Genomic DNA, 19061 nt, shown 5'->3' with positions numbered 1-19061 from the left:
ACCTTAAAATGCGGTAGAACTCGACCTTTCCCGGCGTTAATTTGCTAAAAATTAATGGTAAGAATGCTGCGGCCAATAATAAGGATTAACTAAGCGCCATGAATACTAAATTACTTCGCTCTCTTCAGGTCTTTGTTGCGGTGACAGACAGCAGTAGCATGAGTGTAGCAGCCAGAGAGCTGCACATGACTGTCTCTGCTATCAGCCAACAGTTAAGAAAACTAGAAAACGATATCGGTCTTAGTCTTTTTAACCGAAATACCCGGAGCTTGAGCCTAACCGAAGCAGGGCGTATTTATTACGAAACCAGTAAACAAATGCTGCAAACAGCAGAACTTGCCCAGCAAAAAATTGAAAGTTTGCAAGACGATCCCACAGGCAAAATAAATATCATCGCGCCAGAGGGCTTTGGCGGTGGGCTGTTAAGTGAGCCATTAAAAAAGCTCTGTGAAGAATTTCCTAAAATCACGGTATCGTTAACGGTTACCGACGAGCCTAAAGACATTATTGCTTCTAGCGCTGATTTGGTGCTTTGCTTCGCACCAGTTTCCGATACAAATTTCAGCAGCTTAGAACTCGCAACGTGGAAGCGCATTTTATGTGTCTCTGCACACCACCCACTTGCAAACGAAACGCTCACTTCACCTGAAGCGCTTAGCGGGCATGAATACATTGCTCATAGACATATTGAAGAATACGTCATGAAGCACCAAAGCGAAGGCGAGTATGAATTAGATACACAACGCATTGATGTAAACTCAATGCAGACGTTGATTAAACTTACCCAAGATAGCGTTGGCTATGCCGTCCTTCCCGAACCAGAAGTAAGGCATCTATTGAAGTCTGGTGAAATGAAGCAGCTCTTTACTGACTGGCATTTACCAGATTATACGGTTTATGCGGTCACACCAAAACGCGATTTGATGCCTGCAAAAATCAGCGCTGCTATTACATGCCTGCAAAATTTATTTACGCAAATTTAGTCGTTAATTAGTGCACAAGAATTCCATCGCATATAAAAAATGCGACATTAGAAACCAAAAAGGCAGCGTAAATACGCTGCCTTTCTTATTTGCCTTGGCTTCTTTGTAATTAGAAGCGAGTGTTCATTTGAACACTTAGAATGTGCGCAGTAGCTGACTGTGTCCCCGTGAAGTTAGTAGTAAAGTCAGTACCCGGCAGAACATTGCTTAGAATCGTTCTGTCTTTGTCGATATTTGCTTCACGACCATCAATGAATACGTAAGCTACGTCAATTGATGTATCTTCGCTCATTGTGTAAGTCATACCACCAGAGAACCAATGGCGATCAGTGTCTGGGATACTTAACGAACGGTTTTCTACCGATACTACACCGTCGTCATATGCATAACCGGCACGAAGGGTAATTTCGTCGTTTAGGATGTAAGTTACACCAAGCGCTGCACGCCATGAGTCGTCGAAATTCTCTTCTTTAATAAGGAAGTCGATTCCGTCTTCAAGATTAGCTTCAAGCTTTTCAAACGTGCTCCAATCGGTAAAAGTAACACTTGCTTGTACAGACCACTGGTTGTCAATTTTCTGATCAATCGCTAGCTCTGTAATAGCAGCAAGGTTCAGGTCTAGGCTACCAGGCTGGTTTAAGTTGATAGGAAACACTGGCGTCTCTGAAGATACCGCGCCTTCTAGTTCTAGTTTAGTCTCGGCGCGATATGAAAGCGCAACATTAGTCATATCCGTTGGCTGCCAGAAAATACCTGCATTCCAACCATAGCCTATGTCGTCACCTTCCATGCTGAACAGTGAATTGCCAGGAGTAAGGGTCGGTAAAGTAATACCTAAAGCTTCTGCTCTTGGCGCTAGGGCAGCAACCGTACCTGCAAGCGCGTTTGACACGCCAGAACCAATTTCAGCTTCAGCATAAGTGATGTTTAAACCAAAACCTACCATAAGCTGCTTATTCACTTTGTAAGATACAGCAGGGTTTAAGGTTACCGTTTTTACTTCAGCCGTGTCAGCGAAATGTAGCGCACCGAAATCATCTGAGTAATCTGAACGAAGACCATAGGTTGTAAATACACCCACGCCTGCAGATAGCTTTTCATTAATTGGGCTTACATAAAAGAATCCTGGAACAAAAGCAGTATCTGCAATATTGTCTTCTGCCGCTGGCATAGGCTGGCCAACTGGGGCTTCGCCTAATGCAAAGCTAACTTCACCATCAATATCTACGTTCGGATCGATAAAGCTTACTGATGCACTGAACTCAGCTTCTTTAAATACACCAATCGCTGCTGGGTTAGTTGCTAAAATAGAGGCATTTTCAGGCTTAGCCGCTTGACCAGCCATAGCACGGCCTAAACCGTTTGCACTATGTTCATTAACTTGGAATCCAGCCGCCAGCGCTGAAGAAGAGGCTAAGGTAGCAAGCGCTAAGCAAACTGAGGCACGTAAAGAAAACTGTTGCTTCATAAAATACTCATTGTAAAAGGGGAAAAATTGCATCGGGCATTCTACGGATCTGAATACTTTTGTTCAATGCAAGTAAACGCCATTTACGCACTTTTATCGCATTTTTTACAATTATAGCTTCAACTTCGACGATTTTATAAGCAACTTTGATAAAATTTAGTTAACCAAAGATCACCAAACTGTAAATGCAACTTTAACTAACTATCAATAAGACCTATTGTTCACCCCCTTTCACTCAAATTTATAGGCACGGGGATTATTTAGTTGTGTTTATGTTAAAAAGCCCCACCCTATCTTTACGGTCTGGCTGTGATCTTAACTATTCAATATGCGTTTCAATATTGGGCACACGGCAAGGCCCCTTATACGTGCACAGGAGGATACAATGCCATCATTATATAAAGCCATTACGCTGGTAAAGCGACCCAACGATAGGAAAATCGGTCCGCACCTTTTCGAAACGAAAGAGCTTGAAATACCAACGCCGAAAGACGGCCAAATTTTAATTAAGCAAACTCACATGTCTTTAGACCCTGCAATGTTAGGGTGGATGAGCGACGACAGAGAGAGCTATATCCCTCCTGTGGAGCTTGGCGATGTTATGCGTTCAAGCGGCGTGGGCGAAGTGGTTGAGTCTAAAAACCCAGATTTTTCTGTGGGCGATAAAGTCATGGGCATGACTGGATGGAGCGAATACGTACTTAGTGACGGCTCGGGGTTTAATAAGCTACAAAAAGGTGTTACTGAAGAAATGGCGCTTTGCGTTTTTGCACTGCCCGGTTTGACTGCTACGACAGGCCTTTTCAACTTTGGTGAACCCCAAAAAGGTGAAACGCTTGTAGTCACAGGCGCAGCAGGCTCGGTAGGCTCGATTGTGGGCCAGTTAGCAAAAGCAGATGGACTTCGTGTAATTGGCGTAGTTGGTAGTGACGATAAAGCCGACTGGATTGTAAATGAACTTGGATTCGACGGTGCAATTAACTACAAAACTGACAACTTACAGGAAAAGCTAATCGAATTAACACCGGATAAAATTGATGTATTCTTTGAAAATACAGGTGGCCCTATTCAGCAGCATATATTCAACAGAATGAATACTCATGGACGCATAGTTGTATGCGGTATGATTGCTGATTATCAGTCGGAAAACCCTGCTCCAGGCCCAAATTGGATCCCGTTAATCAAAAAGCGTATCAATATTCGTGGCTTTGCAATGCCTGATCATTGGGGCGAAATTCCACAGCTTTTACAGAAGCTCACACCATACGTACAGCAAGGAAAGATAAAGTACCGTGCCCACACAATTGAAGGGTTAGATAACGCCGAAAAGGGCTTAAATATGCTGTTCGATGGTAAAAACACCGGAAAGATGATAGTAAAGCTGTAACGGGTTAGACTAAAAGCACAGTGAGAGTATTAGCACTGTGCTTCTGTTAACACGTACTGCGCTTTACCTTTTTCTTTGGCTTCATAAAGTACTTTATCAGCTTCATCAATGAGCCAATCAATAGTCATGTCATTAACCGAACGAGCGTAGGCTATACCAACTGAGCAACTCATCAATGGGTGCTTTGCCCCCTCGGCATGTTTTAGCTGCGCGTCATTCCATTTATCCAGCAGTGCTTGAGCTTGATTTTCAACCTGTGTTTTACTGATCTCACTCAAAACAACGATGAATTCTTCGCCGCCATATCGGCCTAATATATCTGTATCTCGCTTAAATACCTGCTTCATAATACGCGCTTGTATTTTTATTGCTTCATCACCCTGCTGATGACCAAAACTGTCGTTATATTTTTTAAAGTCATCTAAGTCGAGCATCAATACAGCCATTGGAACGTTATGGCGCCTACTCAATGACAACAGCTTTTCACTCTGCTCTCGCAAAGAACGCCGATTTAACAAATCAGATAATGGATCGAATTTGCTAAGCTTAAGTAGCTTATCGTTAGTTTCTTTAAGCATGCGTACGCTGCGATCTAAGCGATAGCGGGCATAGACACAGATAAACAAAGATCCAGCCACAAATGCCATTGAAATTGGCATCCTGTCTCCATACACCGGCGCTCCCCACATTAATACCAAGAAACCCACAATATTGATGACATTAGCGACAAGCGCTAGTTTAAAGGGGATACCCAGCGCAAACACACAGAAGAAAGCATATAAAATGGTGCCTTCATAAGGGAAAATGAAGTTGTGTTCTTCCCAGCAAACCCATATTAACCAGTAGTTGCTATAGGAAAGGGCGATAAGCAAACTAGCGAAAATGTAGGCTCGATGCTGAATGAATCTGCGCCAAAAAGAGAGTACAACAACAACGAGTATTATGGGGAGTTGAAGAAGCAGGCGGTCGAATATATACAGCTCGTACATGCTGCTTGGCAATAGCATGAGGTCGGCAGCCATAAAGGAAAGCAGAAGCACAGCACCAATAATCAGCGCAATTCGTAGCCGAAGTAACTCGCTGGTTCTATTGATTTGCACAAATCACCTCTAGCAATTCCTTACCATCAAAGCATTCCGACCTAATTTAGTAATGGCCATCATCACTGATGTAATAAACTCAACATATCTACGCTGAGTAGCTTTAACTATTATTGGAGATTTTTTGATCACGCGCCAGTTTTAACAGGCTTTCTTGCAGAGCTTCAACGGTAACTGGCTTAGTGACTATGTCATCCATCCCCGCTTGCTTAAAAGAAATATGGCGTTCCTTAAACGCTTCTGCGGTAAGACCTATGACAGGAATATTGCTTAATTCCCCTTCGAGTTTCCTGATGCGTTTGGTCGCTTCTATGCCATCCATGACTGGCATGTGCACGTCCATGAAGACCACATCAATACCGCCCTCTTCAACTCGTGCAGCGGCTTTCAATCCATTATCAACGTGTTCAACATCGCATTTAAGCTGCTCTAACAATGCCTGCGCTACTATAGCGTTGATGGCATTATCTTCAGCCAGCAGCACCTTAATACCTTCTGGTAAGCTAGCGCGCTCTGCTTGTCGCGCGGGATCTGAATTGGCCGACCACTCCACCATGCAGCGACTCTGTACGTCGGCAGTAACGGTGAAACATGAACCTTCGCCGACTTTACTTACCACCTTAATATCACCACCCAGTAGTTGTGCAAGTTGCTTGGCAATAGAAAGCCCCAACCCTGTGCCGCCGTATTTACGCGTAATTGATGAATCAGATTGAGTAAACTTATCAAAAATATGCTCAATCCTTTCTGGCTCAATACCTATACCGGTATCTTTAACTGCAATGACTAAACGGTTATCACCTATCGCTTCTGTTGAAGGCTGTTTTAGTTTAGCCGAAATACTCACTGTGCCTTTGTGTGTAAATTTGATGGCATTGCTTACCAAGTTGATAATAATTTGACGAAGCTTCGTGATATCACTGGTTACCGCCACCGATTTCATGTTTTTGCTTTTGTAAATCAGACGGGTGCTGTTGGCGCTAGCATTAGTACCCAATAACGTAATAAGGTCGGCAAGCATAGCGTCAAGATCGAACTCTGTTACGTCGACCTCTGTCATTCCCGATTCAATTTTTGATAGGTCTAATACATCGTTAATAACAGTCGCAAGTATAGACGCCGAAGATTTCAAATCGCTGGCATACCGATGCTGTTTGTCTGAAAGCGGTGTATCTAAAAGCAGCGTTGCCAGCCCTTGAATACCGTTTAGCGGAGTACGGATCTCATGGCTCATTACCGCAAGGAAATCAGTTTTAGCACGATTTGCTTGCTGGGCCTGCGCCACGAATTGCTCTATTTCTCCTGACATTACCTCAACATCGCGAGCTAAACTTCCTAATTCATCAGTTTGTTGAAGGTCAATACTCACCTTTTTATGTTCGATGGCTATGCGACTTGCTGCCGTTTTAATTTTTTCAATGGGAGAGACAACAAATACTTGGGTGACTTTTCCCATGAGCAAGCTGACGATAATAACGGCGAACAGTGTTACAAGAGAAGTAAGCCACGCTATTGTAAATAACGACGATTGCAACGGTTCAGCCGGCTGCAGTGCCGTTACTTTCCAATTCCAAGGAGTAAATTCAGAACAAGCAAACAACACATCCGTGTCATTTACATTCGACTCGCCAAACGCTACGCGTCGATTAGCGATAATCGTTTTATTGGCATTTGTTACATTTAATTCGAACGCATTCTCAGCCGTGCTAAATATGACAGTATTCGTACTTCTTTCACTAATAGCAAAGTGGCGTTCGGTTGCCTGTTGCAGCGACTTCAGCTCTTCAAACACTTCTTCTTGATAAGCTTTGCGAAATACTGGCACATTCTCAAGACCTGACTCAATAAGCAACTTGTGCCTTTCGTCAATAATTTCTAAGACATTTAATGTAAGCGTTTGAGTAAGTAGTTGATATTCTCTTTCGCGCACCGAATCGTACGCAGTCAAATAAGCCCAATACCCAGTAAGCGTCATTCCAATGAGTAGTATTGGAATGTATATAGCCAGCAATTTCGATTTAATTCGCATACTTACTTCTAATTATGCCTTATTGATACACATGTTTTTTTGACAGTCTCAAATAATTTGAAGGAATCGGCAACTGCAGTTTAATTGCCGTAGATACATTCACCGCAACCGTGTATTTATCCATTTTATTAACGGGAATGCCCCTCGCCGATTTTTTCTCTAGTATCAGCTTGGCTTTTCTTGCTGCTGACTTTCCAATGCTCGCCGGTTCAGATACCACACCTATAAGCGCCCCCTCTTTCACGGTAGCAATGCTCTCAGCAAATAAAGGAAGAAGCCCACTAGCGTTTTTTACCTTCTCCACTAACCCCTTCGCTTCTGCTAGCGGACCTGAGGAGAGCCAGTAACCATCTAGTTCATTTGCTTTTTGCTGTAAGCTGCCGATAATGTTGTCGGTCATTTCAACCAGCCCATCATCACCTTCTATATATGGCGTGCTGACCGCGACTAAGTTTATATTTTTATAATCGTTGTTTAACGCAAGCAGTTGGTTTACCAAATTACTCGATGAGGGGTAAGTTGAATGTACTAACCCTATGGTGAAGGGTGACATTGGGTTTGATGCTCTAAGCACACCATCTAACATGTCTAGCTTTACTTTCGCATCCAGTACATGCGACTCGCCGGTCATGTTGCGTTCACTGACCGCTCCAATAGCTGAGACTATGCCTTCCTCGACGGGTGCAGAGACCGCCATAAATAGCTTTGGCGTATCAATAAACTCCTCAGACGCGTTCAGCGCTCGAGTAGCGAGAGTAGCAATAGATACAATCAGGTCGGGGGCTGGCTTAAGAGCCAGTTCGGCAAGAATTTCCTTAGCGCGAACTTCAGAGCCCTCGGCATTATACGATGTTACGTTGATCTCATAGTCGGGCATAATTCGAACAAGTTCCTTTTCGAACTCAGTCCGAGACTCTGCAACAATTGGAACAGGCAATGTTTCAAGAACAATAAGGTCTAGCCTTTCTTTCGCCAAGGCAGCAGTTGTGCCCCACACCATAGAAGATAAAGCGAAAAAAAAGGAAAACCAAACCTTTGTCATGACGGTAGCTCTAACACAACTAACTGAAAATACGTACATATAGACGTATCATAAAGCTATTCGAAGGTCATTCATAGAGGAAGTTATAACCTAATATTCGACACTAGGAATGAGCTCCTAAAAACTAAGAAGCGATATCTGCAAACGCTTTAACGCTAAACAAGCGCGCTTCTATATCGTAAATAGGCATAGACACGATAATTTCATCAATCTCCGTCGCTTCAACAAGCTGAGCTAGCTTGTTTTGCACCGTTTCCTTCGACCCTACCAACGCATACCTCAATACATTCGATAACATTGCTTCGTCAGTCGCCGTACAATATTCATCAAAGTTACGCATAGGCTTAGCGAAAGGCTTGTTAAGGCCGCGTCGCATGTTCATAAATTGCTGTTTCACCGACGTGTATAACAATTCTGCCTCTTCATCGGTTTCAGCAATCACCACCATTACACCCGCCATCGCTTTTGGTGCTGATAATTGAGACGACGGTTTAAACATATGGCGGTAAACATGAAGTGCATCGAATAGGGCGTCGGGCGCAAAATGCGAAGCGAACGAATATGGCAGCCCCATCTTGGCCGCCACTTGGGCACTGTATAAGCTAGAGCCAAGCAACCACAGGGGCACATGTGTATTCGCTCCAGGCACTGCAATGATTGGCTGCCCATCTTTTGGGGTACCTAAATAATGCTGAAGTTCCTGAATGTCTTCTGGGTAATTATCTACGTCGTTTTGTAGGTTACGGCGAAGCGCGCGTGCAGTTGCCATATCAGTGCCTGGTGCACGACCTAGCCCAAGCTCTATGCGATTGGGAAACAATTCAGCCAAGGTGCCAAATTGTTCAGCAATGACTAAAGGTGCATGATTAGGCAGCATAATACCACCCGCGCCAACTTTTATGTTAGAGGTGGCATTAGCGATGTGCGTTAACACTACCGAGGTGGCGGAGCTGGCTACACCTCGCATGCCGTGGTGCTCGGCTAACCACACACGTTCATAGCCACTGCGTTCAGCTTCCATAGCCATCAGCTTTGAGTTATGTAGCGCGTCTTTCACAGCAAACCCTTCGGATATTGGCGCCAAATCTAGCAGTGAAAATGGAATAGCCATATTGCCCCGCAATGTTGAAACTTAATGATAGTTTATAAGTATGAACTCACTACCCGTTTTACAACGGGCGTTTTGGTGATGGAAGACGGTTAGGGAGGTGTAGGCGTATATTAATTTAAGTAGTTCATAGTATATTATATTTGGTAACAAGCCTGTAGCACGAATAAAAAACTCTTTTTTGGCGACTACTGTTATCACACAGATTTTTTCCAATTGGTAGAAAAACCAAGTGAGCGAACCAAGCTAAAGGTGTTACAGCATTGCACTCCGAAATGTTTACAAACATCCGGTACATGACGGTTAGCTCCTTTTTTTGTTGGCTTGCTTGCTTCGGTTGTCACAACAGTAATGTTTTGAGGGTCTGTTAGTGCGTATGCAATTAAGAATGGATCTCTACCCATTTTCAGCAAATCTGCCTCCGTAGGTGAAGCGACATACCCTTGTGTAATTACAGTATTAACCAAACCGTAATCTAATTCTTCATCGAGCACCAGATTACTCTTTACGTCTACTGTCCGAGCCCATTTCGCTAGCTCATCATGATATTTTTTATCTTGATTTGCCCCATTTATTTCAGTGTATATTTCGACGGGTACTTTTAAGTTTTGAAGACTACCTTGATAAACCAACCAATCCCAATACTCAGGAACAATATCGAAAGGGTAATAAAGCTCTTTTGCCTCAATGAAAGTATTGGCGTCCATTAAATATAGCAAATGACTTCCTTATCAATGGGGGGTAGCGTTATTGAAAAAATTGCCCAAACGAGTTGGGTGCGTATCCAACACAATGCCTGCTTGAGTGGAGCTAATAGCACCGGACTCAAACATTCTATGAACAAAATCGACTATCCCACCTAAGTAGCTTTTCTTAATTACATTTTGGTTTGGACCGCCGCCATCTTTGTTGCGTTCGGCCTTTTTACTACTAAGCCATTGCTCGTAATAGAATTTACATAGCTTCCTGTATGCACTACTCGTAATTTTGTGAAGTTGAAAAAGGCGATATGCAACTTGAGTACTGCTAACTTTCTTAGCTAAGGCAAAGTCACTTATGTCTTTGGATAGTTGAGAAAACAGTTCGGTTGCCGGAGAAAAATATTTTAACTCATGATCACTCAATAAAACGAGGCTCGCGACCCTATCACAAAACCTTTCAACTTTATCTTCGCCTACATCAGCACTGATGCCTGTCTTGCCCAATAAGACGTGAGTTAGCTCATGAAGTAGAGTGTATGCTCTGGAACTTTTTGCTTCCTGATGATTAATAACAATAAATGGAGCTATTTCATCACTGATAGCGAAACCGCGAAACGTACCGACCTCAACATCACTGTGATAGTTGCCTAAGTTTCCCTTTATCAGTACAAAAATTCCCTTTGCTTCAATTTTCTTTCTTAAATAATTAAAGGAGCGTCCATAATCAGTGCCTTTTCTGTACTCGGTGAGAGTAATGTCAAATAACTTTCTTATTTTTGTAGCGGCAGTTTCTGGTTCCATGCTCATGTTCAAAGAGCCAATAAACTTCAAATGCTGAACTTCATCTTCAGTCACCAAAAGCTCTTTGATCATGCTTTGCCTAGCTACAACATTAGAGAGTATTGCTTTCACTATGTTGTTTTGCCTAGGGTCACTAGCACTTTCAGGCGTTCTAAAGTCTTCTCCAACACTAGTAGGAATCGGAGGCTCATTGAGGTAATAAGTTAATACAGGCTTACGGTAAGTTGTTTGTGCTTTAGTAAATGCGGATTTAGATATTTCTCCAGTTTTCTCGACGTGAAGTAATTTTTCAGCAGCTGAACTTTGCTTACTATCTTTATATCCGAGCTTAAGCGCTGCATCTTCCAAAGAAAGACCACAATCTTCTCTCGCCCAAGTAAGCATTTTTCCGTTAACTTTTAACACTTTCCTTTCCTGCTAATTACTTTTTAAGACCCTACGACACCGTAAGACATACTTCGATTACTTTGTATTTAGACCATAAAAAGCGATAAAATTCGTCAGAAGTTTAACAAACTTCTTCAAACACTTAAGTGCAAATATACCCGTCACTACCGTATAAGTCTCAAAATTATTCATCGATCATTTTTACCGACTAAAAACTTTTAATCCTATACACGCGTCAATACCCAATGCCTCACAATACTGCACATACTCATGTACTGACAAATTTCTCTGTCCCTTCTCCACTTTACTCACAAACTGAAAAGGTTCGTTCAACAACTCACCAAGCTGCCTAACGGTTAGTCCTCGATCGAGACGGGACTTTTTAAGCCAAGCAATCAGCTTCTGGTAACTCTGATGGTTTGTTGATTTTATCATTTGTCCCCAAAAAAGTGACAAAGTGTTTTGTCCCTATTATGATGACAAACATAATTGTCCCGAAATTGGGGACTTATGGTAACTTTACCGCTATTTCCAGAGCCTTACCCAAACGAGCTGTTCTACAGCGTACTAGCTCGTTATAAAGTTCGGTGTGGCTTACTGCCAGACAAGTTACTGCTGGAGGACGTTTTCAGAAAGAAGACTGTTATCGCATCACCAGAAATGCCTAACGGCATAGCTCGTGCCGTTGAGAATGTTAGACCTTCTACGATGTTTTCAGCAACAGACATCATAAGTAAGCACACATTATTTCCTCTTTATACCGCTTTCAGCGAGGCCAGAATTAAAGAAAAGATGTTTACTCAAATGCTTGCTTGTAAAAACAACACATACACAACGAGTTTAGGTATAGCTACATGCGCACTGAAACAGAATCATTTCTTTCGACACTGTCCAGTATGCGTTAAGGAACAATTGGAGCTTTTCGGTGAACCTTTTTGGGACAGGCGCTGGTTTGGACTATTTACGAATTGCTGTCCCCTACATGGCGTGCACTTCGTTTTAACAAGCGATGCTATTCATGGTCTGAGTCGACATACGTTCCGGCCTTTATTGGACGACCTAGCCTTCGGTTCCGAAACCGAAATTCATATCAAAAAGGCTGTCTGGCAGGAACACTTAATCGCCAAGACAACCATGCATTTGATGCACAATCATCATCAGTTCAGTTTTCCTCAACTAACTAATTTTTATTGTCAGCTTGCCCTAGAAAGAAATTTCAACCGAGGCCATTACTTAAGGCAAAACGACATCTCACATTTTATCAAAGGCTACTGGACATGGAGATGGCTAAAGAAGCTGGGTTTTACAAAGTCTTATTTTGACGGCAATGTCGCATCACTTTTCAGAAAACACAGAAAACAACATATGTATGTGATGCATATGATTGCAGCACTACCCTTTTTCAACGGAAATATCGGTAATTGGTGGGACGCTCTTACGAATTCACCGACCCCTTCAATACAACACCCAAAAAACTATAGCAAAAGCTCATTTCAGCATTCAGAAGAAACGTTGGAAAATTGGAAACATGCATGGCTAAATCTTTTACGGCAGTACGGACCGAAAGCCGCCCGGTATTCAAACTGTGATAGTGAGAAGCTTTATACTGCACTCTACAGGGCTGACAAACGCTGGTTGTTGCAGGTTAATCATCAGCACAGAGTTCAGCGAAAGGTTGATCTGATCAGAGTTTCTTGGCAGAAACGTGACTTCGCGATGTGTAAGCTATTATTTCGTGCACTATACGAAGAAAATGACATTTACTCACCACGGCGGTCGAGAAGATGGTTTCTTTCGTGCTTGCCCAATTCGGCGACTATAGAAAAAAACCTTCGCCAACTTCCCTTAACCAACAAATTTTTAAAGGCTTACAGTGAGCCTTATGAAGACTATCAATGCAGAAGATTGATCCAAAGCGCTCGCTTTTTTACCGCCAAAAATATACGCGTTAATCCATGGAAGCTATACCGAGCCGCTAGAATAAATACACAAAGATCAATATCATCGGTCGTAACAACAACATGCGGCTGGTGTATCGATTGGATTATAAAAAATACAAAATAAAAGGTATAGAAGATAACGATGAGTTACTTTACCTCGGTAAGCTTTTCAGGCCTCCAAATAAAGCTGACTGGTATATACAGGTCAGATTCAAGAATTCAGAAATAAAATCTGTTTTAGCTTCTCTTATCCCAGATCTTGCTGTCGGGCAGCAATATAACAGAACAGAAAATGCTCAAATTCCAACACAAATAACAACGTTCGCGTGGCGAAAAATTGTTGGTAACAAGAGTGGCGTGGATCTTCAACTTCCACCAGTAGACGGAATCAAAAGATTCGAGCGCTATTTAATAGTTGAAACAAATAAGGGTTATGTGGCCATACCTCAGTTAGAACTCGCAAGAATACTATTTCTCCAGAATAGTAAGATATTTCACTATGCTCTCGAACCAACATCGTTAGCAATCGACTTCTATACTTTCACACCAGACTCGGAAAACCTTATCGTTCAGGTCAATCCGACAGCCCAACTAACGAAAGGTCAGTTTGAGCGAATTTTTAATGCCAATAAATTCGCTTATACGCTGGCAGATAAAGCAGGGCGCAAGGCTTTCTTATCGATAAACGAAAATTTTCTGAAATATCGAAAATCGATTAAGGGGAAAACAGCTTCAAACCGTGATACTTACACTACATGGTGGACGTTTGGTTTCGACGCTCCAACACTCCATGGTTGTGTTTTAAGCGCAAAAGTACTTAAGTACGGTGGTATTTTCAAGCAAAATCCGATTCAAATCGTCAGCGAAATAACAAGCTTGAGCAAAGTTCCTCACTCACTGCCAGAGACCATTCGGTTTGTTAGTCGTGACTGGTTGACTACCACAGTCAAAAAGTCAGATGATGCTAAGCGTGAAGAAGGCTCCACACCTGAACTATATGAAATTGACGACGAACAAAGTGCGAGCACTTTTCTGCCCGCGAGAATTGTTGAGTCTAAGAGCAGTTCAGAATTTTCTCTGGAACCATCGCGATCTGCCAACACGCTTACTAAAAGCGGAAAGATACGGCTAGTTGTGAATGATACTGAGCGAGAAGTTTCTGGGAGCGACATTGCTAGTACGGATCTGCCAGACATTTTAGGATTAGCTGTGCCAGTGAGTACGTCAAGCAACACCAGCGACATGGCTGACGTATCAGTTTTTGACAAATTTAGGGAAATGGTCAATATAATTGCACAAAAGCCACATTTTGCACTAGCAGGATTCGAAACAAAGCAACTAAGCAAGGTAGGACACTCAAGGGTACACCTTAAGAAACCAAACAAAGCACCACGACTATCTGCAATAGCTCATTTACGAGACACTTCAACTCTGGAATCTTTTACATTGATAGAAATTGATTTGAGTGATTACATTGCCGCTGACAATTGCAGCAAAGACACTAAGCATCTATCAACTCTGGTATTCAAATATGGTTGCTTAGATGAAGCTAGAAGTAGGGTCGATCCAATTCTTTTATCTTTGGTAGATAACTCGCTTAATTGGCCGAGAGAATTCCTAAAGAAGAATAAAATAAAATCTGCTTTTGCACGTCACCCACCTAGCCTAAGCTCTTCGCCTTTTAATATGAATAAACAGCTAGTTACGAAATGGGCAAACGATACAATTAAAACCATCAATAGAATATAAATGATGCTAGTTTACAGAAAGCATGTAGCGAGAGACCGACATCGAAGCTAGGTAGTTGTGTACTACATGATGTGTTACAGACGCATGGTGGAGGTCGGTATTCGCCCCGCATATCAGCGTTTTTACGCTAACGGCAATGCGAAGAGCGATCTGGCGCGGTTGCGGTTTTTTATGGTGAATCAGCCCTTAAGGGGTCACTTACTGAATTTTTTGCTTAAATCATGAGCAATAGCTATAGTAAAGCTGAGGATATTGTACTGTCGCAATACCAGTGAGAGGCGTTTCCAGCGCCTTCCACTGGCTCCTTTCTGATTATTAGACACTTTCGTGATGGGCAATCCCTCTGAACGGACTGACCGATTAAATCGGATCCATACCTTTAAATTGGTAGGTCAGATATGACCTGAGTATAACCTTTATAGTTGACACCAAACGACGTAATAGAGGAATCTTAATACTGTGTATTGTTGCGTCACCGCGCAGCGTCAAGCCGCCTGTGGTGTTCGTACCAATTACGGCCACTAAAAAAGGTAGCGAGACGCTCTAAATATTTCGACTGTTGGCGGCTATGCAACTGTCTAGTGACCTCTAACGAGTCTTAAAACACATTATCAAAACAACATAATCAGTGCGCCCGCTATCATAAATAAATTTTCAGATAGCGATACAAAACCAAGGGGAACGCTGCTGTCACCACCGACACAAGCACATTTTAATTCCCGTTTATCAATATACACCGCTTTGAAGACAGATATTGCACCCACTGTTCCAATGAATAATGAGAAAGGAGCTACTGCCAGCGCCGGCAGTTGGGCAACCATCCCGATCCCTGCATATGCTTCTATAAATGGGTAAATATAGCCATATCTTATCCATTTCATCGCTAACAAATCATAAGTGATAAAAGAATTTGTAAAGCTGTATAAATCTTTTAATTTTTGCACCGCTAAAAAGGTCATCGAAAATGCAATAAATAGCATCAAGGTTCTGATAGAAATATAAGAACCAGCAACGAAGTATTGTACGGCTATAGCCAGAAGTGCTGCTACTGAAAATATGACGATAACAGGCGTGTACGTCGTACCCGTTTGCCCTGCTTCACCTTTATTGAAATACTCTCTCAAATCATCGTACCCGCCAACTCGTTGGCCGTCGATAAAAGCTTGTGGGGTCGTTTGTACATCATGCTTGGCTTTAAATTCGTCAGCTTCTTGTCTAGAGGTGAGTTCATGATCTTCTACTTCATATCCTTGCCTCTTTAACAAGTCTTTGGATCTCAAACCATAGGGACAAATATGCTCATCAGTCACCATTCTATATAGTTTAACTGTTTTACTCATCTTCCCCTCCTTTTCCGACTTTACCCTCAAACGATGGAACTGGTCTTTGGGATGCTTCAGCCTGTGTGATCGCCTTACCATTGGCTTCAATGTCTTTAATTAACCATTCCATTTCTTTAATTTCCTTGCGCTGGGCCTTGATAATGTTATCGGCTAACTCCCTGACGCGAACGTCTTCAATGCCTGAACGTTCACTAGTCAATATTGCAATTGAGTGATGCGGTATCATCGCTTTCATGTAAGAAGAATCTGCTACCGTTGTCTGAGAGCGAACCAAATAGACGCACACCAAGAATACAGATGCCGCCCCAATAAAAATCGCTGTATTTATTTTCTTATTGGTGTACATTCCCAGCATAAACGCCAACATAATTATGGCCATCCCCGCCCCCATATAGAGCGCCATATACGAGCGTGTTTCGCTGAACCAAATATGCGAAACAGTATAGGTGTTAAGATACATCATAATGAACATTGCAATAGTAGAGGTGATAATAATCGCTGCAAACTTGGAATATTTCATTAGCAATCCTTATTAAGATTTGTAAACTTTACATAAATCTGGCCGTACTTAAGCCATTTAAAACCAAATTCTTGAATTATAGCAAATAGCGAACCAACATTATGAACCTATGAGGGTTTGACAGTTTGAGTTAAGCAGAGGGGATCAATGGTTTTAGCAGTTTTAATCGCACTAGTTGGCGTCTTAGCGGCCTGTTTGACACATTACTATGTACTGTACGGACTTCAACGGTATTATGTAAAATGTGACTGCTGTCTTTCGGTATGGCAGGCGATGCTTGCATTACTTATAATATTTGCAGTACATATTGTTGAGTCATTTTACTTTACAGGCATATATTGGGCTGCTCACCAACTCCTTGAGCTTGGTGAATTTACTAAAGCGTTTAAACCAATTTTCAGAGATTACTTTTACCATTCATTAGTGACTATGACGACCCTAGGGTTGAGTGAGTTCAACCCCGAAGGCCATATTAAATTCATCACAGCGATGCAATCACTTCTAGGCTTTATGATGCTGACATGGTCTGCTACGTTTTATTACAAACTTTTTTCGCAAGAAATTCCAAACAAAAAAAGCAATTAAACTCTTACGAACAACAGCACGATTTCACGGTTTTCCGACATATATCAATTAAGTTGCGACAAGCTTTAGCGCACTCCTGATAATACTGGGTTCCATTTTTTCTCAAAGCTTCGCACAGATAACACTGTGGTGAAGTCAATTTTATTCTCAGTCTTTTTTACCAATAATTTAATGAGACCAATGAATGTGCTTGATTTTCCATTCACCATTTTGTTTTTCCAGCACCATTGTTTCCATACCTTCGTAATCGCGCTCTTTACCCTTGTAAGAGCCTGTAGTATGACTACGCGAGGCCGATATCGCAGTATTACCAAGAACTGTCACTTGGTGCTCTAATGTTTCGCTCTTCATAGCCGCCAAGTACTTCATGTCAGACAACATATGATGATGAGCGTATTCGTCTGCGCTTCTTTCAACACGACCGCCCTCATAAATGGTGACATCATCAGCTAATTGAGCACGCGCAAGCTCTTTGTTACTTGTTTCTAACGCTTCATGAAAAGCTAATACAACTTTTGCAGCTGGGGTATCCAGCCCTTTAAGCATTCCTTTATCTTTTTGTTTGTCACCATGAGCGTGAACTACAAAGCTAACCGTCATTAATAAAACGAGTAGTATATTTCTTTTTTTCATTTTCATTCTCTTTTCAGGTTTAATTTACAGGGCCGACAATACTAGTAAGCACTGCTGTTACAGATAAAATGGCAATAGCTACAAACATTTCAATTGAGATTGATTTGGATAATGTTTTTCTGTCATCATTATTTTTGAGCTGCGGGACTAATTTCAATTTATGTGTAGCGGCTATCTTCATTACGCAAATCACTAACAACAATTTAACTAATATGGTTTGTCCATAATTAGTAAATAGCAGAGCATCTAATCCACCCACCAACTGAATTGCCAATAATAAGCCAGCGATTAAGAGCAGACTTACCATGACACTAGCTTGTTTTCCAAACCTTTCCATCAATTGATAAAGCTTTTCGAATTCCAACTTATTGCAGGCTTTTTTAAGAGGGTAAAGGGCACCAAACCACCACGCCATTACAATGACATGCACCATTAATAGACCTTTTTCAAAGACCCCCATGACGGAAACGTGTCCAGCCAAAGTAAATGAATAAGAAAGAAAAAATAGACATATGACAAGCACGGCGTTTAAGACAAATTTAGTAAGCTTCCAAACACAAAATTGAGAAGAAATTACTACTATCGCAACCCCAATCAGGCCAATCAAGCGCCATAGTGTGGTATCGCCTATTGACGAATCCCACATGATACTAATCATATCTAGGTCTAGCGCTCCTACTATTCCTTCTTCAACCATTGCGCCAGTGTTAGCAAAGAACCAAATTGCATTTGCTAGAAAAGCTATTAAGGCGGCAATAAGGGTTATCTGACTAAATGATCTTCTTTCTCCATTTTCCAAAGTATTACCGCCGTACACATTGCCAAAAAATGTATATCCAGCAATACAGGCAAAGCCAACGTAGAACGCAGTTTTCGTCAGCACTATGACCGTATTCCAGATATAAATTTCCATAGTAATTACTCTACTTAATTAATGAACCATGAAGCCAAAGTTGTCCTTCATCTTGTGACCATCTTTACCTAAGAAAGTGACATCTACGATGTAATTGGCTGGAGCCAACTGAGGTAGCTTCCATGAGAATTCACTGCTCGCTTCTTTTGAAGGTTGAAAGCCAAACTTTACTTTTTTTCCCTGCTTATTTTTTAACGATACTTTGACTAAACGCACTTCTTTACTGAACTTAAGTGTAAGTTCCTCTGGGGATGTCATTAACATTGCATTATCCGAAGGCGAACTTTTTTCAAGATTTACGTGTGCGAACACAGCGCTACTAATAACAACGCTGATTACCGCTAAGATTTTGATTAATGCTTTCATATTTAC

18 protein-coding genes are annotated in these 19061 nt (G+C 41.9%); 5 read left to right on the top strand and 13 right to left on the bottom strand.

Annotation, left to right across the window (positions count from 1 at the left end):
* The first annotated feature begins 98 nt into the window (after nt 1–98).
* Complete coding sequence (locus tag V7R42_RS07935; protein WP_334019642.1) at nt 99–983, top strand: LysR family transcriptional regulator; 885 nt, start codon at nt 99–101, stop codon at nt 981–983.
* A 109-nt stretch (nt 984–1092) separates the two neighbouring features.
* Here V7R42_RS07935 and V7R42_RS07930 read toward each other — a convergent pair whose 3' ends face one another.
* The gene (locus tag V7R42_RS07930; RefSeq protein ID WP_334019641.1) at nt 1093–2451 is read right to left on the bottom strand and encodes an OmpP1/FadL family transporter; all 1359 of its coding nucleotides are present in this window, start codon (nt 2449–2451) and stop codon (nt 1093–1095) included.
* 385 nt (nt 2452–2836) lie between these two features.
* Here V7R42_RS07930 and V7R42_RS07925 point away from each other — a divergent pair, with 385 nt between their 5' ends.
* Nucleotides 2837–3838 carry an NADP-dependent oxidoreductase gene (locus V7R42_RS07925; protein ID WP_334019640.1) on the top strand — a complete coding sequence of 334 codons (1002 nt, stop codon included), beginning with the start codon at nt 2837–2839 and terminating at the stop codon, nt 3836–3838.
* A 29-nt stretch (nt 3839–3867) separates the two neighbouring features.
* Here V7R42_RS07925 and V7R42_RS07920 read toward each other — a convergent pair whose 3' ends face one another.
* The 7 genes from V7R42_RS07920 to V7R42_RS07890 all read right to left on the bottom strand — a co-directional run bounded on the left by V7R42_RS07920 (nt 3868) and on the right by V7R42_RS07890 (nt 11441).
* Complete coding sequence (locus tag V7R42_RS07920) at nt 3868–4938, bottom strand: GGDEF domain-containing protein (protein ID WP_334019639.1); 1071 nt, start codon at nt 4936–4938, stop codon at nt 3868–3870.
* A gap of 103 nt (nt 4939–5041) precedes the next feature.
* Nucleotides 5042–6967, bottom strand: a complete 1926-nt coding sequence (locus V7R42_RS07915; protein ID WP_334019638.1) for an ATP-binding protein — start codon at nt 6965–6967, stop codon at nt 5042–5044.
* A gap of 19 nt (nt 6968–6986) precedes the next feature.
* On the bottom strand, nt 6987–8009 hold the full coding sequence (locus tag V7R42_RS07910; RefSeq protein ID WP_334019637.1) for an ABC transporter substrate-binding protein: 1023 nt from the start codon (nt 8007–8009) through the stop codon (nt 6987–6989).
* A 124-nt stretch (nt 8010–8133) separates the two neighbouring features.
* On the bottom strand, nt 8134–9120 hold the full coding sequence (locus V7R42_RS07905; protein WP_334019636.1) for an LLM class flavin-dependent oxidoreductase: 987 nt from the start codon (nt 9118–9120) through the stop codon (nt 8134–8136).
* Nucleotides 9121–9314: 194 nt separating this feature from the next.
* Nucleotides 9315–9836, bottom strand: coding sequence for a DUF4411 family protein (locus tag V7R42_RS07900; protein ID WP_205422072.1), 522 nt, complete (start codon nt 9834–9836; stop codon nt 9315–9317).
* A 12-nt stretch (nt 9837–9848) separates the two neighbouring features.
* Nucleotides 9849–11024, bottom strand: coding sequence for an ImmA/IrrE family metallo-endopeptidase (locus tag V7R42_RS07895; RefSeq protein WP_334019635.1), 1176 nt, complete (start codon nt 11022–11024; stop codon nt 9849–9851).
* 183 nt (nt 11025–11207) lie between these two features.
* A complete protein-coding gene (locus V7R42_RS07890) occupies nt 11208–11441 on the bottom strand; it encodes a helix-turn-helix domain-containing protein (protein WP_162889826.1) in 234 nt (77 codons plus the stop codon).
* Between the two features lie 75 nt (nt 11442–11516).
* On the opposite strand from V7R42_RS07890, the gene V7R42_RS07885 reads away from it, so the two are divergent.
* Nucleotides 11517–13070, top strand: coding sequence for a TnsD family Tn7-like transposition protein (locus V7R42_RS07885; RefSeq protein ID WP_334019634.1), 1554 nt, complete (start codon nt 11517–11519; stop codon nt 13068–13070).
* A complete protein-coding gene (locus V7R42_RS07880; protein ID WP_334019633.1) occupies nt 13046–14695 on the top strand; it encodes a Tn7-like element transposition protein TnsE in 1650 nt (549 codons plus the stop codon). The genes V7R42_RS07885 and V7R42_RS07880 overlap by 25 nt, the downstream gene beginning before the upstream one ends.
* Before the next feature lie 611 nt (nt 14696–15306).
* On the opposite strand, the gene V7R42_RS07875 is transcribed toward V7R42_RS07880, so the two are convergent.
* Entirely contained in the window at nt 15307–16035 is a 729-nt protein-coding gene (locus V7R42_RS07875; protein ID WP_334019632.1) for a glutaredoxin, read from the bottom strand.
* A complete protein-coding gene (locus V7R42_RS07870) occupies nt 16028–16558 on the bottom strand; it encodes a DUF305 domain-containing protein (RefSeq protein ID WP_334019631.1) in 531 nt (176 codons plus the stop codon). The genes V7R42_RS07875 and V7R42_RS07870 overlap by 8 nt, the downstream gene beginning before the upstream one ends.
* Nucleotides 16559–16705: 147 nt before the next feature.
* On the opposite strand from V7R42_RS07870, the gene V7R42_RS07865 reads away from it, so the two are divergent.
* Complete coding sequence (locus tag V7R42_RS07865; protein ID WP_147402509.1) at nt 16706–17143, top strand: ion channel; 438 nt, start codon at nt 16706–16708, stop codon at nt 17141–17143.
* Between the two features lie 168 nt (nt 17144–17311).
* On the opposite strand, the gene V7R42_RS07860 is transcribed toward V7R42_RS07865, so the two are convergent.
* Genes V7R42_RS07860 through V7R42_RS07850 form a run of 3 tightly spaced genes read right to left on the bottom strand, consistent with a single transcriptional unit; the run spans nt 17312 to nt 19055 of the window.
* Complete coding sequence (locus tag V7R42_RS07860; protein WP_040816290.1) at nt 17312–17782, bottom strand: YybH family protein; 471 nt, start codon at nt 17780–17782, stop codon at nt 17312–17314.
* A gap of 13 nt (nt 17783–17795) precedes the next feature.
* A complete protein-coding gene (locus V7R42_RS07855; RefSeq protein ID WP_118491396.1) occupies nt 17796–18689 on the bottom strand; it encodes a copper resistance D family protein in 894 nt (297 codons plus the stop codon).
* Nucleotides 18690–18707: 18 nt separating this feature from the next.
* A complete protein-coding gene (locus V7R42_RS07850) occupies nt 18708–19055 on the bottom strand; it encodes a copper resistance CopC family protein (RefSeq protein ID WP_009575238.1) in 348 nt (115 codons plus the stop codon).
* Nucleotides 19056–19061: the final 6 nt, after the last annotated feature.

Origin of the sequence: Alteromonas sp. S015 (assembly GCF_036864485.1) — a bacterium.
Lineage (GTDB): Bacteria > Pseudomonadota > Gammaproteobacteria > Enterobacterales > Alteromonadaceae > Alteromonas.
This window is presented reverse-complemented; position numbering and strand designations above follow the sequence as displayed.